This is a genomic window from Hespellia stercorisuis DSM 15480 (assembly GCF_900142165.1).
GTDB lineage: Bacteria > Bacillota > Clostridia > Lachnospirales > Lachnospiraceae > Hespellia > Hespellia stercorisuis.
In genome coordinates, this window is sequence record NZ_FQZY01000023.1 from 1 (window position 1) to 17264 (window position 17264).

The following is a 17264-nucleotide window of genomic DNA, read 5'->3' on the forward strand; positions in this document are numbered from 1 at the left end:
ACCAGAAGTCACAACCAAAAAGCGTGGTCGAAAGAAAAAGACCAAGGTACTAAATCTAATTGACAGACTTGTGAATTACAAGGCATCAGTCTGCTTATTTATAAAGAATCTCTGTGTTCCGTTTGATAATAACCTTGCGGAACGTGATTTGCGCATGATTAAGGTTAAAACCAAGGTCTCAGGATGTTTTCGCAGTGAGGAAGGCGCACAGGAATATCTTACAATCATGAGCTATATTGGGACTGCTCATAAGCATGGAATAAATGCTTTTACAGCAATCAGAGAAGCCCTTTTAGGGAATTCCGATATCATCTTTAACTAATGGAGTTCTGAACAGTTACATTTATCCGATAAAAAACCTGCAGACAACAGGCAGTGTAAAGCGGACATTTTCATTATATCAAAAGAGACAATAAATGTATCATTACACATTTTATCGCCTCTTGATATTTACTGCTGATTTTACTCCTATTCTTATATCCGACGGATACGCAGAATCCGCTTTGCAGTTTCCCCGTCTCCCTCATAAGGCACACCCAGATACGCCATCACCGTCTGGACAATGTCTGCATAGGTACTGCGCACTCCCAGATCCACGTTCTTTTTCAGATGCCCTCCATAACAGAGCACTGGAATGTACTCTCTGCTGTGATCCGTCCCTTTAAAACCCGGATTGCACCCGTGGTCTGCGGTGACGATCAACATATCCACCGGCACACTTCTACTCCCTGTGATCCAGCCCCTCCAGGCATTTCTCCAGTTCTTCATAGGACTCGACTTTATTGATTGCCTCGCGCAGTCTCGTGGAACCGTGCATTCCCCTGGTATACCACGCCACATGCTTGCGCATCTCCCGAATGCCCAGGTAGTCGCCTTTGTACTGGATCTGAAGTCTGGCATGGCGCAGCATGGTCTCTTTGATCTGCACCACATCAGGTCTCGGCGGAATACTCCCGTCCCGCTCGTAGGCCAGCAGTTCGGAGAATATCCAGGGATTGCCCTGGGCTCCCCGGGCGATCATGATGCCATCGCACCCGGTCTGCTTCCGCATGGCGATGGCCTGCTCACCGCTTGTCACATCTCCGTTTCCGATGACCGGAATCGATACGGCCTCTTTCACCTGACGGATGATATCCCAGTCCGCCCTCCCGGAATAATACTGCTCTCTCGTCCTTCCGTGCACAGCGACGGCAGCCCCGCCGGCCTCCTCGATGATCTTTGCGATCTCCACCGCATTGACATGATCGTCATCGAAGCCCTTGCGGATCTTCACTGTGACCGGCTTTTTGATTGCCTTCACGGTCGCATGAACGATCTCGTACACCCGCTTCGGCTCCAGCATGAGCCCGGAGCCCTCGCCGTTTTTGACCACCTTCGGCACGGGACAGCCCATATTGATGTCCAGGAATGCAAACTCGCGGTCCTCGATTCGTTTTGCCATCTCGCTGATGATCTTCGGGTCCGACCCGAACAACTGCAGCGAGACCGGTTTTTCCTCCGGGTGAATGGCCAGAAGGCTCTCTGTATTCTTATTGTTGTAAAGGATCCCCTTGGCGCTCACCATCTCCATACACAGAAGCCCCGCTCCCTGCTCCCTGCACAGCAAACGAAAAGGCAGGTCTGTCACTCCTGCCATGGGTCCCAGTATATAGGAATTGTCCAATTCCACATCGCCGATTGTAAGTTTCTGTATTCCCATCTCTCGTCTCTCTCTTATTCTTTATTTCATCACTTCTCAGTTATCTTTTATTCTTATAATAAATAATGCGCAGCCCCTCCAGCGTCAGCTTCGGGCTGTAGATGTCGATTGCATCCGTCTCCTGGGCAATGATCCGCCCCAGACCTCCGGTCGCCACCACCTTCAGATTCTCGTATCCGCTCTCGCGCCGCATCTCTTTGATAATGTACTCGGTCTGGCCGATCGCGCCGTACACCAATCCTGCCTGCATGCTGGAGATCGTCTCCCTGCCCAGGATCGATGCCGGCTTCTGAATCTCGATTGCCGGGAGCATGGCCGCCTCATTCCAGAGTGATCTGGCCGAAGTTTCAAGACCCGGGGCGGTAACGCCCGCCTCGAAGGTTCCGTTTTCACCCACCAGATCATATGTAGTCGCCGTCCCGAAATCTACCACAATAAGTGGTCCGCCGTACAGCTCATACGCCGCAACCGCATCCACGATACGGTCCGGTCCGATCTGCTTCGGATTCTCCGTTACGATCTTCAGCCCGGTCTTGATCCCGGAAGAGACCACGATCGGTTTGATGTTAAAATATTTGACAATGGCACTCCCCAGAGAGTGCATGATGTCCGGCACCACCGATGCAACGATCACCGCGTCAAAATCCGACGGCATAATCCCTCTGTGCTCCAGTATCCCGCAAAGTGTCAGACCGTATTCATCCGATGTACGGATTCTTTTGCTGGTCATTCGGAATGTTCCTTTCAGTTCATCGCCATCAAATGCCCCCATTGTAACATTCGTGTTTCCCACATCCACTGCTAATAACATCTACATTTCCTCCCCTAAAAATACAACTCTGTAATAAACCTGCAGCGCTTCAAACAATTCTGTCTTCTCCCTCTGCATCTCTTTGATCTTCAGCGCACTCCCAATCTCGTCAAAGTTCAGATCTCCGTCTTGCTGGCTCACTTCCAGCTTCAACTCCCCGTTTTCGTCGAAGACTACCATCAGAATACCGCCCACATCCTCCGTGTAGAGCACGCACATAATCTGCAGCTCCTGCCGGACAGTCTCCGGGAGCGCATTAAATTCAGGGTTCAGATAATATTTTTTTTCATATGCGCTCGACGCACATAGTATGGTCTTTTCTTCCATGATTCTTCCAGTCTCCTTCATCTATACATATCCGTAAATGCCGCGCACCGATACCTCCCCGGAATAGACGGCCTCTGTCCGTCCATCTCCTCTCCGCACCAGCAGCTCGCCCTGCTCATTGATCCCGATTGCATGGGCATTGTACTCATTGCCCGGGGCAAGGATCCGGACGTCCCGGTCGCGGTTTACCAGCATCCTATTGTAAGTTTCCTGAAGAAAGCTCAGATTGCCCACCTTCTGAAACTGCTCATAATTCACTTCAAAGAAATGCATCACACTCGCAATCAGCGGACTGCGTTTTACCGGATGTCCCATCTCCAGCCTGAGTGAGGTTGCCTTCTGCGCGATTTCCTCCGGGAATGCCCCGGTGTTCACATTGATTCCCACACCGATCACCACGTGATTGATAAAGTCAACCTCCGTGCTCATCTCCGTCAGGATTCCGCACACCTTTTTGCCGTTCACGACAATATCGTTTGGCCACTTGATCAGCGTGTCCACCCCCTCCGTCTCACAGACTGCCTGGGCGACGCTGACCGCCATCACCAGAGTCAGCATGGGAGCCTTGGATGGTTCCATATCCGGGCGCAGCAGGATAGACATGAAGATGCCGCTGCCGGACGGAGAGTCCCATCCACGCCCGCGCCGCCCCTTGCCCGCGCACTGCTTGTCTGCCACAGCGAGCGTCCCGTGGGGCGCCCCCGCATCTCCCAGTTTTTTTGCCTGGGTGTTGGTCGAATCCGTCTCTTCAAAATAAGCGATCTCTCGGCCGGCCCACACGGTGTTCATCTGGCTCTGCAGCTCTTCCCGCGACATAATATCGGAACAGTCCACAATATGATACCCCTTATTGCGGACTGCCTCGATTTGATACCCTTCTTCTTTTAACTGATTGATTACCTTCCAGACCGCAGTCCGCGACACCCCGAAGTGCTCGCATAACTGCTGCCCGGACACGTAACCCTCACTCTCCCTGAGGAGTTTTAATATCTCTGATTTCACATTCCTGTCCTTCTATACTAATTAATTTTGCAGCACAGATACCCTCGATCCACCCTACAGCGTAGCCACCATAACCGCCTTGATGGTATGCATGCGATTCTCAGCCTCATCAAACACTTTGGACTGTGCGGATTCAAACACTTCCTCCGTCACTTCCATCTCTGTGATCTGGAAACGTTCTCCCATTTCTTTTCCGATTTTCGTCTTCAGATCGTGGAACGCCGGCAGACAGTGTAAGAAGATTGCGCTGTCCTTCGCGTTGGCCATCACTTCTTTTGTTACTTTATAAGGGGTCAGTTCTTTGATCCGCTCTTCCCAGACCTCATCCGGCTCACCCATAGATACCCATACATCCGTGTAGATGACATCTGCATCCTTCGTTCCCGCTTCCACATCTTCCGTCAGTGTAATGGTTGCTCCGGTCTCTTTTGCATAACCTCTGCATGTCTCCACCAGTTCTTCGTTCGGGAAATATTTTTTCGTCGTGCAGGCAACAAAGTGCATTCCCAGCTTCGCGCATGCGATCATCAGGGAATTGCCCATGTTGTAGCGGGCATCGCCCATATATACCAGCTTCACACCTTCCAGATGTCCGAGCTGCTCACGAATTGTCAGCATATCAGCCAGCATCTGCGTCGGATGGTACTCATTCGTCAGACCGTTCCAAACCGGAACACCTGCATGCTTTGCAAGCTCTTCCACGATCTCCTGTCCGAAGCCGCGGTACTCGATTCCGTCATACATTCTGCCCAATACTCTGGCAGTGTCTGCAATACTTTCTTTCTTCCCAATCTGCGAACCTGTCGGATCCAGATAGGTGCTACCCATTCCCATGTCGTGGGCAGCCACCTCGAACGCGCAGCGAGTTCTTGTACTGGTCTTCTCGAAAATGAGTGCGATATTTTTATCTCTGTAGTTATCCACCGGCACACCATTTTTCTTCTTTTCCTTCAGCTCTGCTGCCAGGTCGATCAGATACAAAATCTCCTCCGTTGTGTAATCCTTCAGTGTCAAAAAACTTCTTCCCTTTAAGTTCATGATTTTTAATTCCCTTCTGTAACCCTTGTAATTTTTTCTGCTGTTCTTTTCCTTCTTTATTTTGCCTCATCCCTGCTTGCGATCTCCGTCACAGACTTCACAAGTCCTGCAATTCCCTGGATATCCGACGGAATGATGATCTTCGTCGCCTGTCCGTTGGCTGCCTTCTCGAACGCCTCCAGACTCTTGATTGTGAGCACGGCCTCGTCTGCGCCTGCCTCTTTCAGGAACTTAATTCCCTGGGCATTTGCCTCCTGAATCTTCAGGATTGCCTCCGCCTGGCCTTCCGACTCACGGATCTTCTTTTCCTTCTCTGCCTCTGCGCGGAGCACGATGGACTGTTTTTCAGCCTCTGCATCCAGGATCAGAGATTCCTTGTGACCTTCTGCCACGAGGACTGTGGAGCGCTTCTCACCCTCTGCACGGAGAATGGCCTCTCTTCGCTCACGCTCTGCCTTCATCTGCTTCTCCATGGCATCCTGAATCGCTTCCGGAGGAATGATATTCTTTAATTCTACGCGGTTAACCTTGATTCCCCACGGATCCGTCGCGACGTCAAGCGATGCTCTCATCTTCGTGTTGATCGTCTCTCTGGAGGTCAGTGTCTGATCCAGCTCCAGGTCTCCGATGATATTACGGAGCGTGGTCGCCGTCAGATTCTCGATTGCCATAATCGGATTGGCAACACCGTACGCAAACAGCTTCGGATCTGTAATCTGGTAAAATACAACGGTGTCGATTCTCATCGTAACATTATCCTTTGTGATTACAGGCTGCGGTGCAAAATCTACCACCTGTTCTTTCAAATCAACTCTTCTCGCCACACGATCAATGATCGGCAGCTTAAAATGAAGACCAACCCCCCAGGTTCCCTGGTATGCACCAAGTCTCTCCACAACAACTGCCCTCGCCTGCGGCACGATCTTCACACAGCTTACCGCCACCACAATTAAAATCACCAGTAAAATCAATAATAAAATTCCCATTTACACATCCTCCTTTTTTCCCTGTCTGCATGGTTTCCTATCTGCTTCTCCCGCTTTGCCCTGCGCACGCTTTCCTTAAACTCTAGTCTATTGCAGGCTCCGCTTCTCTCATCTCTGCCTCTTTTGCTTCGGTTTCCCGCACAATCAGCTTCACGCCTTCAATACCGAGAATCATCACGACAGCATCTTTTGGAATAACCGCGGACTCTTCTGCGGAGCGTGCAGTCCACTCCATACCGTTCACCTCAACCTTGCCCGCCGCACGGAGATTGTCAATCTGCTCCAGCACAATCGCCGATTTTCCAACCAGACTCTCCGCATTCGTTTTTTCTCTGTCTTTATTAAAATACTTCATCGCCAGAGGTCTCGTCAATATAAATAATGCGACCGACACAATGATAAACGCAATTACCTGAACCGGCAGCCCGAAATTGAGCATCGCCAGCCCCCACGCCACCAGACATCCGGCAGCAAACCAGATGGTGGTAAGTCCCATGGTAAATATCTCGATAACGAGCAGAACGATAAACAGCCCAAGCCATGTAATTCCATTCATATCTCCTACCTCTCTTTCCCGTTCCGGCGTCTCTGCCGGCTGACCTCAAACATCAGCACGGAAGCCGCCACAGCTGCGTTCAGGGATTCCACCTTCCCACACATAGGAATACGCACCCGGATATCCGCAGTATCTGCCACTTCCTCGCTGAGTCCGTTTCCCTCGTTGCCGATCAAAAACGCACTCCCTCCGGAATAGTTCTCTTCATCATATGCATTTTTTCCCTGTAAATGCGCCGCAAACACAGATATGTTGTATTTCTTTAACTCAGCGACCGCCTCCGGAAGGTCCTCCACGTATACAAACGGAACACGAAACAAAGATCCCATCGTAGAGCGCGTCACTTTCGGATTGTAGACATCCACACAGTCCCGGCTCATGATAATGGCCGTCACGCCAGCACCTTCCGCCGTTCTGATGATCGTTCCGAGATTGCCCGGATCCTGCAGATTGTCAAGCACCAGAATATGTGGTGCCTCCCCCGCGATCAGATCCTCAAGACAGTACTTCAGCTGCCGCACCACGCAGAGGATTCCCTGCGGGGTTCTTGTGTCCGCAGCATAATCAAACACCGTGTCGGACAGCACCTCCACCGGATACGCTCCCTGTGCAAGCATCTCCCGATTCTTTTCATAAAAGGATTCCGACACATATACCTGCACCAGCAGTTCCTTCGGGATCTCGGTAAATATCCTGCCGCCCTCCACAATGAAGACGCCCTCTTTGTTCCGGTTCTTTGCCTTCTTCTGTAACTGCACCAATTCTTTTACTTTTGCATTACCTGTACTGGTAATCATAATTTTTGTTCTCCCGGTTATTATCTGAATTTTTCCAGTTGTTTATTCGCACCGACCAGAGCGACGACCATTTTTTCTGACAGTGGCATCCGCGGATCAAAATCCACATCCATCTCACCGTTCTCCAAAAGTCCCACCACATTTACATGATATCTCTCACGGATTTTCAAATCGACAATGCTCTTTCCTACCCAGCTCTCCGGAATCTGTTTCTCCATGAGGCTGTAGTCGGTAGACAGCTCGATCCAGTCCGTAAATGCGGAGGACATCAGGTTCTTCGCCACCCGCGCTCCCATGTCCCGCTCCGGGTAAACCACGATGTCCGCCCCCACCTTTGTGAGGACTGTCTCGTGCAGCTCATTCTTTGCCTTCGCCAGAATATAAGGAATCCCCATCTCCTTTGACACGATGGTCGCCATGATACTTGCCTCCAGATTGTCGGAGAGTGCCACGACCGCCCCATCCAGATTTCTCGTCCCCAGCATTTTCAGTGAGTCCGGGTCCGACACGTCCGCCCGTATGGCGTAGGATACTAAATCCGCAATCTCCTGCACTTTTTCCAGCGAGCTGTCCACTGCCACCACATCACAGCCAAGCTGCTCCAATGTAAGAGCCACACTGCGACCAAAGTTTCCCAGACCAAATACTACATATTGTTTCTTCATGATATTCTCCTATCCCACCATAATTCTTTTTTCCGGTAAATCTCTCAACGCTTTCTCCGAGCTGCCTTTTCCGCCAAATACAAGAGCCATGGTAATCGGCCCGATACGTCCAATGTACATCATGATCATCAGAATGACATGACTTGCATCGCACAGCTGCGGCGTCAGGTCAGCAGTCAGTCCCACCGTGGCCATCGCAGAGGTTGCCTCATATAAAATCCGCAGGAAGTCCTCCTTCGGTTCCAATATCGTGATGGCTACCACTCCTGCCATCAGTGTGATAAATGTAATTAAAACAATTGCAGTTCCAGTTCTCACGACATCTCTTGCGATCTTTCTTCCAAAGCATTCTGTATGATTTGAGCCGCGAATGACACTGAGACTCAAAATCAGAAGCAGTGCGACCGTTGTTGTCTTCACACCGCCTGCCGTTCCTCCCGGAGATCCTCCGATGAACATCAGTATACAGCCCACAAGCTTTGATCCCGAAGTCAGGCCATCCTGTGAGATCGTTGCGAACCCGGCTGTTCTTGTGGTGACTGACTGAAAGAAGCTGGCCATAATCTTATTGCCCCAGCTCATGCCCTGCATGGTCTCCGGGTTGTTGTGCTCCAGCCCGAGAAAGCATGCTGCTCCGATCAGAATCAGAGTTGCCGTCATAACCAGCACAACCTTTGACTGCAGCTGCAGCCTTGTAAACATTCTTCTGAGTGGCTGATGTTCCGAGATTACCCTGCGGATATTTGCTCCCACATCGTACCACACCACGAATCCGAGACCGCCGAATACGATCAGTCCCATGATTGCAATATTGATCGGGACAGAATTTTGATAGTGTATCATACTGTCCGTCCCAAGAATATCAATTCCCGCGTTACAGAATGCGGAGATCGAATGGAATACAGAGTACCATATCCCCCTGACCCATCCGAAATCCGGAACAAATTCCAGCGCAAAAAGTACTCCGCCGATAAACTCCATAACCAAAGTACCTTTTATGATCCGGAGAATAAATTTTACCATACCGGACAGATTTTCCATGCTGTACGCTTGCTGGATGATTGCTCTCTCTCTTATTGTGATCCTCTTTTTGAGAAGCACGAAGAAAGCGATCGTGCAGGCGATAACTCCTACGCCGCCAATCTGAATCAGAATCAACAGGATCACCTTCCCCAGCAGCGTGAACTGCGTCGCCGGCGTGATTGTCACCAGACCAGTCACGCACACCGCGGTCACCGATGTAAACATGGCATCGATAAACCGGATCGGCTGTTCGTTACACCACGGCAGCCACAGGAGTATTCCCCCCAGAAAAATCACCCCAAAGAAGCCGAGCGCAATCAGCTGCATCGTATTCAATCTAATTTTTCTCTTTTTATCCTTCACGTCCATTCCCCCCTGGTGTCCACCTATACTTTAAAGCGGTAGCCCACTCCCCATATTGTCTCGATGTACTGTGGATGTGAAGTGTCATACTCTACCTTCTCACGAATCTTCTTGATATGAACCGTCACGGTCGCAATATCCCCGATGGATTCCATGTCCCAGATCTCACTGAACAGCTCATCCTTGGTGTACACGTGATTCGGATGCCCTGCCAGAAATGTGAGCAGATCAAATTCCTTCGTGGTAAATGACTTCTCCTCGCCGTTGATCCACACACGTCTCGCCGTCGTATCAATCTTCAGTCCGCGGATTTCAATGATCTTGTTCTCCTCCACGTTACTTCCGATCAGACGCTCATATCTTGCCAAATGTGCTTTTACCCGTGCCACAAGCTCACTCGGGCTGAACGGTTTGGTCATATAGTCATCCGCGCCGAGCCCCAGCCCCCGGATCTTGTCGATGTCGTCCTTCTTGGCTGACACCATGATGATCGGCGTGTTCTTCTCCTCACGGATCTTTTTGCAGATCTCAAACCCATCTATCCCCGGCAGCATAAGATCCAGAATCACCAGATTGTAATCTCCTTCCAGAGCCTTGGCAAGCCCCGTCTTTCCATCGTTGGCAACCTCAACCTCAAACCCGCTCAGTTCCAGATAATCTCTCTCTAATTCTGCGATGCTTTCCTCATCCTCTACGATTAGTATGTTACTCATCTACCGGTACCTCCTGATATTTTCTTAATACGAAATACATTGTTGTTCCGACACCATCCTGACTCGTCGCCCAGATATTGCCCCCATGCTCCTCCACAATCTTCTTCACGATGGCAAGGCCGATACCGCTGCCGCCCTTGGAAGAGTTGCGTGATGCGTCCGTCCGGTAAAACCGGTCAAATACGTTGGGCAGGTCCTTTGGCGCGATACCTTTTCCGTTATCCGCCAGTTCCACCTGGATGAAATCTCCCACATCACGGATCGTCATGTTGATCTTTCCCTGTGGTTTATCCATATACTTGAGGGAATTATTGACAATGTTGTTGACGACACGGCGAAGCTGCTCCGCATCCACGATGATTCTGGAGTCCTCCTCCATATAATTATGATATATAAATAATACACCTTTTGCTTCTAATTCTAAAGCCAAATCTTCCGCACAGTCATCAAAGTAATCCTGTGCGGAAAGAGTACTGAAATTATATGGAATACGGTTGGTGTCAATCTTTGAATATAATGTCAGTTCATTAATGAGCCTGTCCATCTCATTAGCCTTATTGTATATTGTTTTGATGTATCTGTCCATCTTTTCCGGCGTATCCGCCACGCCATCCATGATTCCCTCCACATATCCCTTAATTGCGGTAATCGGAGTTTTCAAATCATGGGAAATATTGCTGATCAGCTCTTTGCTCTCTTTGTCGTATGCGACCTTCTCCTCCGCATTGTCCTTCAGGCGCAGGCGCATCTCCTCAAAATCCCGGCACAGCTGTCCCATCTCGTCATCCTCATCCACCTTCAGCTCGAAGTCCAGGTTGCCTTCCTTGATCTGCTTTGCCGCGTCCTGCATCTTATGGATCGGAATGTTCACCGCCCGGTAGATCCACATGATAAAGATTGCCGCTGTCAGAAAAATTACGACTAAAAGCAAAAACTGCATCTCACTGACACGCTGCGGTGCCAAAATCCTCATCCCCACTGTGGTAAACAGGGTCGGCAGTATCATTACCGTCATAAAACCGATGATCAGTCGTGTCCTTAGCTTCATATTCATACCTCCGTATTTTCTTATTTATGTAGCCCCACGCTCCACAATCACGTGGGAATGATGCCATTCGGCTCATTGTCTGCATAAAAAGGGACGCAACAAAAACAGGCTGCGTCCCCTCCATTTTATAAATATTTCTTTAAATCTTCTGTCTTGTCAAGCCGCTCCCAAGGTAAGTTTAAATCATTCCGGCCAAAATGTCCATAGGCTGCCGTCTGTTTGTAAATTGGTCTGCGCAGATCCAGCATCTTAATAATTCCCGCCGGACGCAGGTCGAAGTTCTGGCGGATGATCTCCACCAGCTTTTCCTCGGAAAGCTTTCCAGTTCCGAAGGTATCTACCATGATGGAGGTCGGATGTGCGACTCCGATTGCGTAGGATAACTGAATCTCACACTTTTTCGCCAGACCCGCTGCCACGATATTTTTCGCTGCATAGCGCGCTGCATATGCTGCAGAGCGGTCTACCTTCGTGCAGTCTTTCCCGGAAAATGCTCCGCCGCCGTGACGCGCCATTCCGCCGTAGGTGTCAACAATGATCTTACGTCCGGTCAGTCCGCTGTCTCCGTGTGGTCCGCCGATTACAAATCTTCCGGTCGGATTGATGAAAAACTTCGTGTGTTCATCCACCATCTCTGCCGGAAGCACCGGACCAAATACGTGTTTTTTGATGTCCTCATGAATCTGTTCCTGGCTGATCTCCGGATTGTGCTGCGTGGACAGGACCACTGCATCCAGCCTCGCCGGCACACCATTCTCATCATACTCGACTGTCACCTGTGTCTTCCCGTCTGGACGCAGATAACTCAATATACCATCCTTGCGCACCTCGGTAAGCCGTCTTGCCAGCTTATGTGCAAGTGCGATCGGATACGGCATAAACTCTTCCGTCTCATCCGATGCATAACCGAACATCATGCCCTGGTCTCCCGCGCCAATCGCGTCAAGCTCCTCCTCGGACATCTTATTCTCTTTCGCCTCCAGCGCCTTGTCCACTCCGAGTGCAATATCTGCAGACTGCTCATCGATGCAGGTCAGTACGCTGCAGGTCTCGTAGTCGAATCCGTATTTTCCGCGATCGTATCCGATTTCCCGTACGGTGTCGCGCACGAGCTTTTGAATGTCCACGTATGCGTTTGTTGTGATCTCTCCCATCACCATCACCATGCCGGTGGTTGTGCAGGTCTCGCAGGCCACACGACTCATTGGATCCTGCTCTAAGAGCGCGTCGAGAATTGCGTCTGAAATCTGGTCGCACATCTTATCCGGATGTCCTTCTGTTACTGATTCTGATGTGAATAATAATTTTTCCATTTTGCTGTCCTTTCTTTTGTTGATCTTATGGTTTTATTGTAGTTAGTCCGATTCTGTTCTCTTATTCGGTTTATCGGTTTGTGATATTGTCCCGCCTGGATGTTTGGCCCTGTTGTATTGGTCCCATCAGCCGGGCACCCCGATTCCGCCCTGTCGTTTTGGCTCCATCAGCCGAACACCTCGATTCCGCTTCGCTTCATCTCGGTCGTGGGCTGGCGCCATGATTCTGCCCCGTCGTTTTGGCTCCAGCAGCCGAACACCTCGATTCCGCTTCGCTTCATCTCGGTCGTGGGCTGGCGCCCACTACAGGAAAACAGAGAACGTCCTGCGGATGCGAGCATCCTCCGGGCTTTCTCTGTTTTCCTGTGATCGGCTTGCTGCTTTCACGTAAAAGACAGCCCGCAAAAAAGCGGACTGTCTTATATTTTAATATTAACAATCCTCTTATTGCTCGATTACTCGCTCAGGTTGGCACCTTCCATAACGGGGTTGCCGCAGCTTCACAGATCCTTTGTATCTCCACTGCTCTGAATAAGAGAAAGTCTAACTATGAAATTGTCTTGTTTACTTCATAAACAATATACTCTTTGTGCTGCAATGTCAAGTATATTAGCTTACTTTTAATTTAAACTTCTGAATATCTTTCTCACTGGATACTCTTTCGATGACTCCGCCGATTCCCTTCAGTTTCTCCTCGAAACGTTCGTACCCTCTCTGGATATAGACGATATCATCCACAATTGTGATGCCGTCCGCTGCCAGTCCTGCGATGCAGAGTGCTGCGCCTGCGCGGAGATCCGGTGCGCTGACTCTGGCTCCCGAAAGACGTTCCACGCCCTCAATTGTTGCCGAGTTTCCTTCCACCTTGATGGTCGCACCCATTCTTGCAAGCTCATCAAGATATTTAAAACGATTCTCGAAAATGCTCTCCGTGATCGTGCTGGTTCCCTTGCTCAACGCCAGTGTCACACCGATCTGTGGCTGCATATCAGTCGGGTATCCCGGATACGGCAATGTCTTAACCTGTGTGCTTCTCAGACGTTTGTTGGCAATAACACGAACCGAATCATCATACTCTTCCACGATACATCCGATATCCGTCAGCTTGGAGACTGTCGCCTCAAGATGCTTTGGAATTACATTCAGCACTGTGACGTCTCCCTGTGTCGCCGCGGCCGCAAACATAAATGTTCCGGCTTCAATCTGATCCGGAATGATAGAATACTCACTCTTGTGAAGTGATTTGACGCCGCGGATCTTGATGACATCCGTTCCGGCTCCCTTGATGTTGGCTCCCATACTGTTCAGGAAGTTGGCCACGTCAACGACATGCGGCTCCTTCGCCACGTTCTCCATGATGGTACGTCCTTCAGCCATGGCTGCTGCCATCATGACATTGATAGTTGCCCCAACACTTACCACATCAAAATAAATGTGGGTTCCCGCCAGAACCTCTGCATCGGCAACGATCTTGCCGTGCTCAATGTCCACCTCTGCTCCCAGTGCGCGAAATCCCTTCAGATGCTGGTCGATTGGTCTGCTCCCGATGTTACATCCACCCGGAAGTGCAACCTCTGCTCTGTTGTATTTGCCCAGAAGCGCTCCCAGCAAATAATAAGATGCTCTGATTTTCTTGATATAATCATAATCAATACTGAAATCGCCGATTCCTGCACCGTTGATCTTAACAGTATGACGATCCAGTCTCTGTACGGCAGCTCCGATTCCGGCGATTGCATCCAGCATCACGTTGATGTCATTCACATCCGGCAGATTGTCAATCAAAACAGTCTCGTCTGTCATGATTGCCGCAGCCAGAATAGCCAATGCCGCATTCTTTGCACCGCCGATTTCTACTTCACCCTTCAGAGGACTTCCGCCCTTTATAATATATTGTTCCATTCTGCACCTCAATTATCTATCTTTTTCATTTTCATCCTACATTACCACCTTGACGAGTCTGACAAAAAGCCGATCCTGAAATCCGCTCTGCTGTTGTTCTGGAAGTTCTGACTCATGGTATACTCGTATGGTATTATATCACATATTAAGGATTTGTAAAATGTTTTCGTAATTTTTTTAACATTCTCGTAATATTTTGACTGCTGTTTATGTTCATGCTGTACGCCTGCCACACTGCCGCGGGCGAAAGAATATCAGCCGCACCGTGATTGGCTAAAAGAGATTTCAGACAGCTCATGCATCCTGGAACACGCGCAGAATATAGTCAATCATATCGTCTTCCTTACCGATTGCATCCTCATCGATGGTGATGTCTGCATACCGCTCAAAAAGAGGTGTCCTCTCGTCATAGAGCATCTGGAGTGTCTGTCCTTCTCCCAACACAACCCCTCGTTTTCTGGGATTGCCGATCCTTGTTCTTATTGTCTCAAAAGACGCTTTCAAATATACGACAACTCCAATTTTTTTGAAATGATTCATCGCTTCTTCGCAATAAACCACACTTCCGCCCGGCGCGATCACCGCATGCTCCGCCTGTACGTCGCGGTTGACCTGATTCTCGATTTTCAGAAACCCTTCGTTGCCCTCCTGGGCGATGATTTCTTTTAAAAGACGTTTCTCCTGTTCCTGAATCAGCAGATCCGTGTCGATGAACTGATAGCCCAGCCTTTTAGCAACCACTACGCCGGCTGTACTTTTTCCCGAGGCCGGCATCCCGATAAATATTATATTTTTCCTATGTACGTTCTGCATTTTCTCTTATCACACCTTCTTTTATATAATTCCTGATAGAGCATCACATCCACCAGACTGCGCAGATTATCCGGGATCTGTGCCATGACGGCGACCCTCCTCGCCATCATCTGAAGCTGCAGTTTATCCGGATACTCGTCGTAACACATACTTCCCGCGTATTCCATGCGGTCGCATTCCTCCTCCACATACGGTAGCAGGCGCTTTGCCTCCATCGGATACAGGCTCTTCAGATATTCACAGTCCCGTCTCTCTATCATCTCTTCATCATACTGCATCGGCATCGGATATGCCATATAGTAAGGAAGTTTACAACTCATAATACATTTCCCGTCCCAGCACTTATATGAATTATTATATGCTCCGGGCATGTATCATGTTCTATTTCACCATGTTCAGCACCTCTTCCGCGATGTTTCTCGCATGGTCAGAAATACGCTCCATACATACCAGTGCATCCAGAAAGACGATTCCCGCATCCGTGTTGCACTCCCGGTTGGCGAGACGCTGCATGTGCTCCGTGCGCAGGGACACTTCCAGGTCATCCGCTCTGGTCTCCTTTTCAATCACGATCATGGCTTTGTCGCGGTCATGATCCTCGAACGCATCCAGCGCATATTTGTAGCAGTCAGAACAGACCTCTATCATCTCACGAAGCTCTGTCGCTCCCTTCTCAGAGAATGTAGCACTGCGCTCCTGCAGTGTCTCCGCATACTCTGACACATTTTCACAGTAATCACTGATCCGCTCAATGTCGGAGATGACCTGCAGAAGATGTGCCAGCTCTTCGTGCTCCCTCTCGTTGATGGACAGGGTCGTAATCTTGATGACGTAGTCGGTGATTCCGCCGCAGAGCTGATCCACCTTCTCTTCCTCTTCCTTGATATCCAAAATATCCTTGTAGTCCTTTGTGAACATGACCGTTTTTGCCTTGTCAAGTGTTCCTTCCACGATACGTCCCATACGGATGACCTCGCTCAGGGTAGACTGCATGGCGATACTCGGAGTCTCCAGCATTCTGTCGTCCAGCAGCACCTTGCTGTCGTCCTGCTCACTCTCTTCCACTTTGCCGATTTTTTTCGCCAGCTTGATGATTCCATTCGAAGCCGGAAAGAGCAGCACGGTCGTCACGATGTTGAACGCGGTGTGCACCATACTGATCTGGGTCTGCGTGATGATGCCCTGCCCGATCGTGGTGTTGATCACCTTAAAGTAAATGATTGCGAACACACTGAAGATTGCCGTGCCGATCACGTTGAACAGCAGATGCATCAGAGCTGCAGTCTTCGCAGTTTTTTTCGCACCGACGCTGGACAGCATAGCGGTCACACAGGTACCGATATTCTGGCCCATGATGATATAAACTGCCGCGTTGAACGGTACCAGACCTGCCGCTGCAAGACTCTGCAGGATACCGACTGACGCGGAAGAGCTCTGGATCACTGCGGTCACCAGCGCACCGGCAATAATTCCCAGGAACGGATTGACTCCCAGGCTGACAAATATACTGCAGAACGCCTCTGAATCCTTCAGCGGCGACACTGCGGAAGACATGGTCGTAATACCTACGAACAACAGGCCAAATCCGATAATAATACTCGCAATATCCTTGGTGGAACGTCTCGTTCCCGTCAGCATGATGATGACACCGATCATGATTGCAATCGGCGCCAGATTGCCCGGGCTCAAGAATTTCGCCCACTCCACGGCGGACACGAGCCATCCCGTCACGGTCGTACCGATGTTTGCACCCATGATTACGCCCATGGCCTGTCCCAGATTCATGATTCCGGCATTCACAAAGCCGACCACCATAACCGTGGTCGCAGAAGAACTCTGAATCACCGCCGTGATGAATGCTCCGAGCAGCACCCCGAAGAATTTATTCTTCGTCAGCACCTGTAACAATGACTTCATCCTGTTCCCGGCTGCGTTTTCAAGGCCCTGCGCCATGATCTGCATCCCGTAAATAAACATCCCCAATCCACCTACGAACGGAATAATGATACCCGCGTAATCCATCTTCATTTCCTCCCATGTTTTCTTAAGAAAAACTCTAGTATTACGATACCATTATCATCTCCAAAATACAACTATTTTTTCAGTTGGGGACAGGTTGGTGAGCAGTTGGGGACGTAGCAAAATGACATTTTGCTACGTCCCCAACTGCTCACCAACCTGTCCCTACTTTCTGTCCCCACTTTCAGG

Annotated in this window: 19 protein-coding genes and 1 riboswitch; of the genes, 1 reads left to right on the forward strand and 18 read right to left on the reverse strand. The window is 49.9% G+C overall.

Annotated features, from left to right (window positions below; all coding sequences use genetic code 11):
• On the forward strand, nucleotides 1-322 hold a 322-nt coding region (locus BUB85_RS08900), incomplete at its 5' end, for an IS66 family transposase (RefSeq protein WP_143160689.1).
• Nucleotides 323-474: 152 nt separating this feature from the next.
• On the opposite strand, the gene BUB85_RS08905 is transcribed toward BUB85_RS08900, so the two are convergent.
• From BUB85_RS08905 to BUB85_RS08990, 18 genes are all read right to left on the reverse strand, one after another.
• The gene (locus BUB85_RS08905) at nucleotides 475-717 is read right to left on the reverse strand and encodes a hypothetical protein (protein WP_073108799.1); all 243 of its coding nucleotides are present in this window, start codon (nucleotides 715-717) and stop codon (nucleotides 475-477) included.
• A 4-nt stretch (nucleotides 718-721) separates the two neighbouring features.
• Nucleotides 722-1693, reverse strand: a complete 972-nt coding sequence (gene dusB, locus BUB85_RS08910) for a tRNA dihydrouridine synthase DusB (RefSeq protein ID WP_073108985.1) — start codon at nucleotides 1691-1693, stop codon at nucleotides 722-724.
• Nucleotides 1694-1739: 46 nt separating this feature from the next.
• A complete protein-coding gene (locus BUB85_RS08915; RefSeq protein WP_073108802.1) occupies nucleotides 1740-2510 on the reverse strand; it encodes a type III pantothenate kinase in 771 nt (256 codons plus the stop codon).
• The gene (locus BUB85_RS08920) at nucleotides 2511-2837 is read right to left on the reverse strand and encodes a DUF6145 family protein (protein ID WP_073108990.1); all 327 of its coding nucleotides are present in this window, start codon (nucleotides 2835-2837) and stop codon (nucleotides 2511-2513) included.
• Between the two features lie 21 nt (nucleotides 2838-2858).
• The gene (locus BUB85_RS08925; protein WP_073108805.1) at nucleotides 2859-3839 is read right to left on the reverse strand and encodes a biotin--[acetyl-CoA-carboxylase] ligase; all 981 of its coding nucleotides are present in this window, start codon (nucleotides 3837-3839) and stop codon (nucleotides 2859-2861) included.
• A gap of 54 nt (nucleotides 3840-3893) precedes the next feature.
• Entirely contained in the window at nucleotides 3894-4877 is a 984-nt protein-coding gene (gene argF / locus BUB85_RS08930; RefSeq protein ID WP_073108808.1) for an ornithine carbamoyltransferase, read from the reverse strand.
• 56 nt (nucleotides 4878-4933) lie between these two features.
• Nucleotides 4934-5863 (reverse strand): SPFH domain-containing protein, encoded by a 930-nt coding sequence (locus BUB85_RS08935; protein WP_073108812.1) that lies wholly within the window; start codon nucleotides 5861-5863, stop codon nucleotides 4934-4936.
• A gap of 82 nt (nucleotides 5864-5945) precedes the next feature.
• Nucleotides 5946-6419: an NfeD family protein gene (locus BUB85_RS08940; protein WP_073108815.1), complete on the reverse strand. Its 474-nt coding sequence runs from the start codon at nucleotides 6417-6419 to the stop codon at nucleotides 5946-5948.
• A gap of 5 nt (nucleotides 6420-6424) precedes the next feature.
• On the reverse strand, nucleotides 6425-7216 hold the full coding sequence (locus BUB85_RS08945; protein WP_073108818.1) for a TrmH family RNA methyltransferase: 792 nt from the start codon (nucleotides 7214-7216) through the stop codon (nucleotides 6425-6427).
• 20 nt (nucleotides 7217-7236) lie between these two features.
• Nucleotides 7237-7881, reverse strand: coding sequence for a potassium channel family protein (locus BUB85_RS08950; RefSeq protein WP_073108822.1), 645 nt, complete (start codon nucleotides 7879-7881; stop codon nucleotides 7237-7239).
• Nucleotides 7882-7890: 9 nt separating this feature from the next.
• Entirely contained in the window at nucleotides 7891-9267 is a 1377-nt protein-coding gene (locus BUB85_RS08955; RefSeq protein ID WP_330392267.1) for a TrkH family potassium uptake protein, read from the reverse strand.
• A gap of 23 nt (nucleotides 9268-9290) precedes the next feature.
• Nucleotides 9291-9980 carry a response regulator transcription factor gene (locus BUB85_RS08960; RefSeq protein ID WP_073108829.1) on the reverse strand — a complete coding sequence of 230 codons (690 nt, stop codon included), beginning with the start codon at nucleotides 9978-9980 and terminating at the stop codon, nucleotides 9291-9293.
• On the reverse strand, nucleotides 9973-11028 hold the full coding sequence (locus BUB85_RS08965) for a sensor histidine kinase (protein WP_073108832.1): 1056 nt from the start codon (nucleotides 11026-11028) through the stop codon (nucleotides 9973-9975). The genes BUB85_RS08960 and BUB85_RS08965 overlap by 8 nt, the downstream gene beginning before the upstream one ends.
• A gap of 125 nt (nucleotides 11029-11153) precedes the next feature.
• Nucleotides 11154-12341 (reverse strand): methionine adenosyltransferase, encoded by a 1188-nt coding sequence (gene metK, locus BUB85_RS08970; protein ID WP_073108835.1) that lies wholly within the window; start codon nucleotides 12339-12341, stop codon nucleotides 11154-11156.
• A gap of 441 nt (nucleotides 12342-12782) precedes the next feature.
• Nucleotides 12783-12879: riboswitch (SAM riboswitch) on the reverse strand.
• Between the two features lie 71 nt (nucleotides 12880-12950).
• Entirely contained in the window at nucleotides 12951-14243 is a 1293-nt protein-coding gene (locus BUB85_RS08975; RefSeq protein ID WP_073108838.1) for a UDP-N-acetylglucosamine 1-carboxyvinyltransferase, read from the reverse strand.
• Between the two features lie 294 nt (nucleotides 14244-14537).
• Nucleotides 14538-15056, reverse strand: a complete 519-nt coding sequence (locus BUB85_RS08980) for a shikimate kinase (RefSeq protein ID WP_073108840.1) — start codon at nucleotides 15054-15056, stop codon at nucleotides 14538-14540.
• Nucleotides 15029-15376: a hypothetical protein gene (locus BUB85_RS08985; RefSeq protein ID WP_073108993.1), complete on the reverse strand. Its 348-nt coding sequence runs from the start codon at nucleotides 15374-15376 to the stop codon at nucleotides 15029-15031. The genes BUB85_RS08980 and BUB85_RS08985 overlap by 28 nt, the downstream gene beginning before the upstream one ends.
• 61 nt (nucleotides 15377-15437) lie before the next feature.
• Nucleotides 15438-17078, reverse strand: coding sequence for a Na/Pi cotransporter family protein (locus BUB85_RS08990; protein WP_073108843.1), 1641 nt, complete (start codon nucleotides 17076-17078; stop codon nucleotides 15438-15440).
• Between the last annotated feature and the right edge of the window lie 186 nt (nucleotides 17079-17264).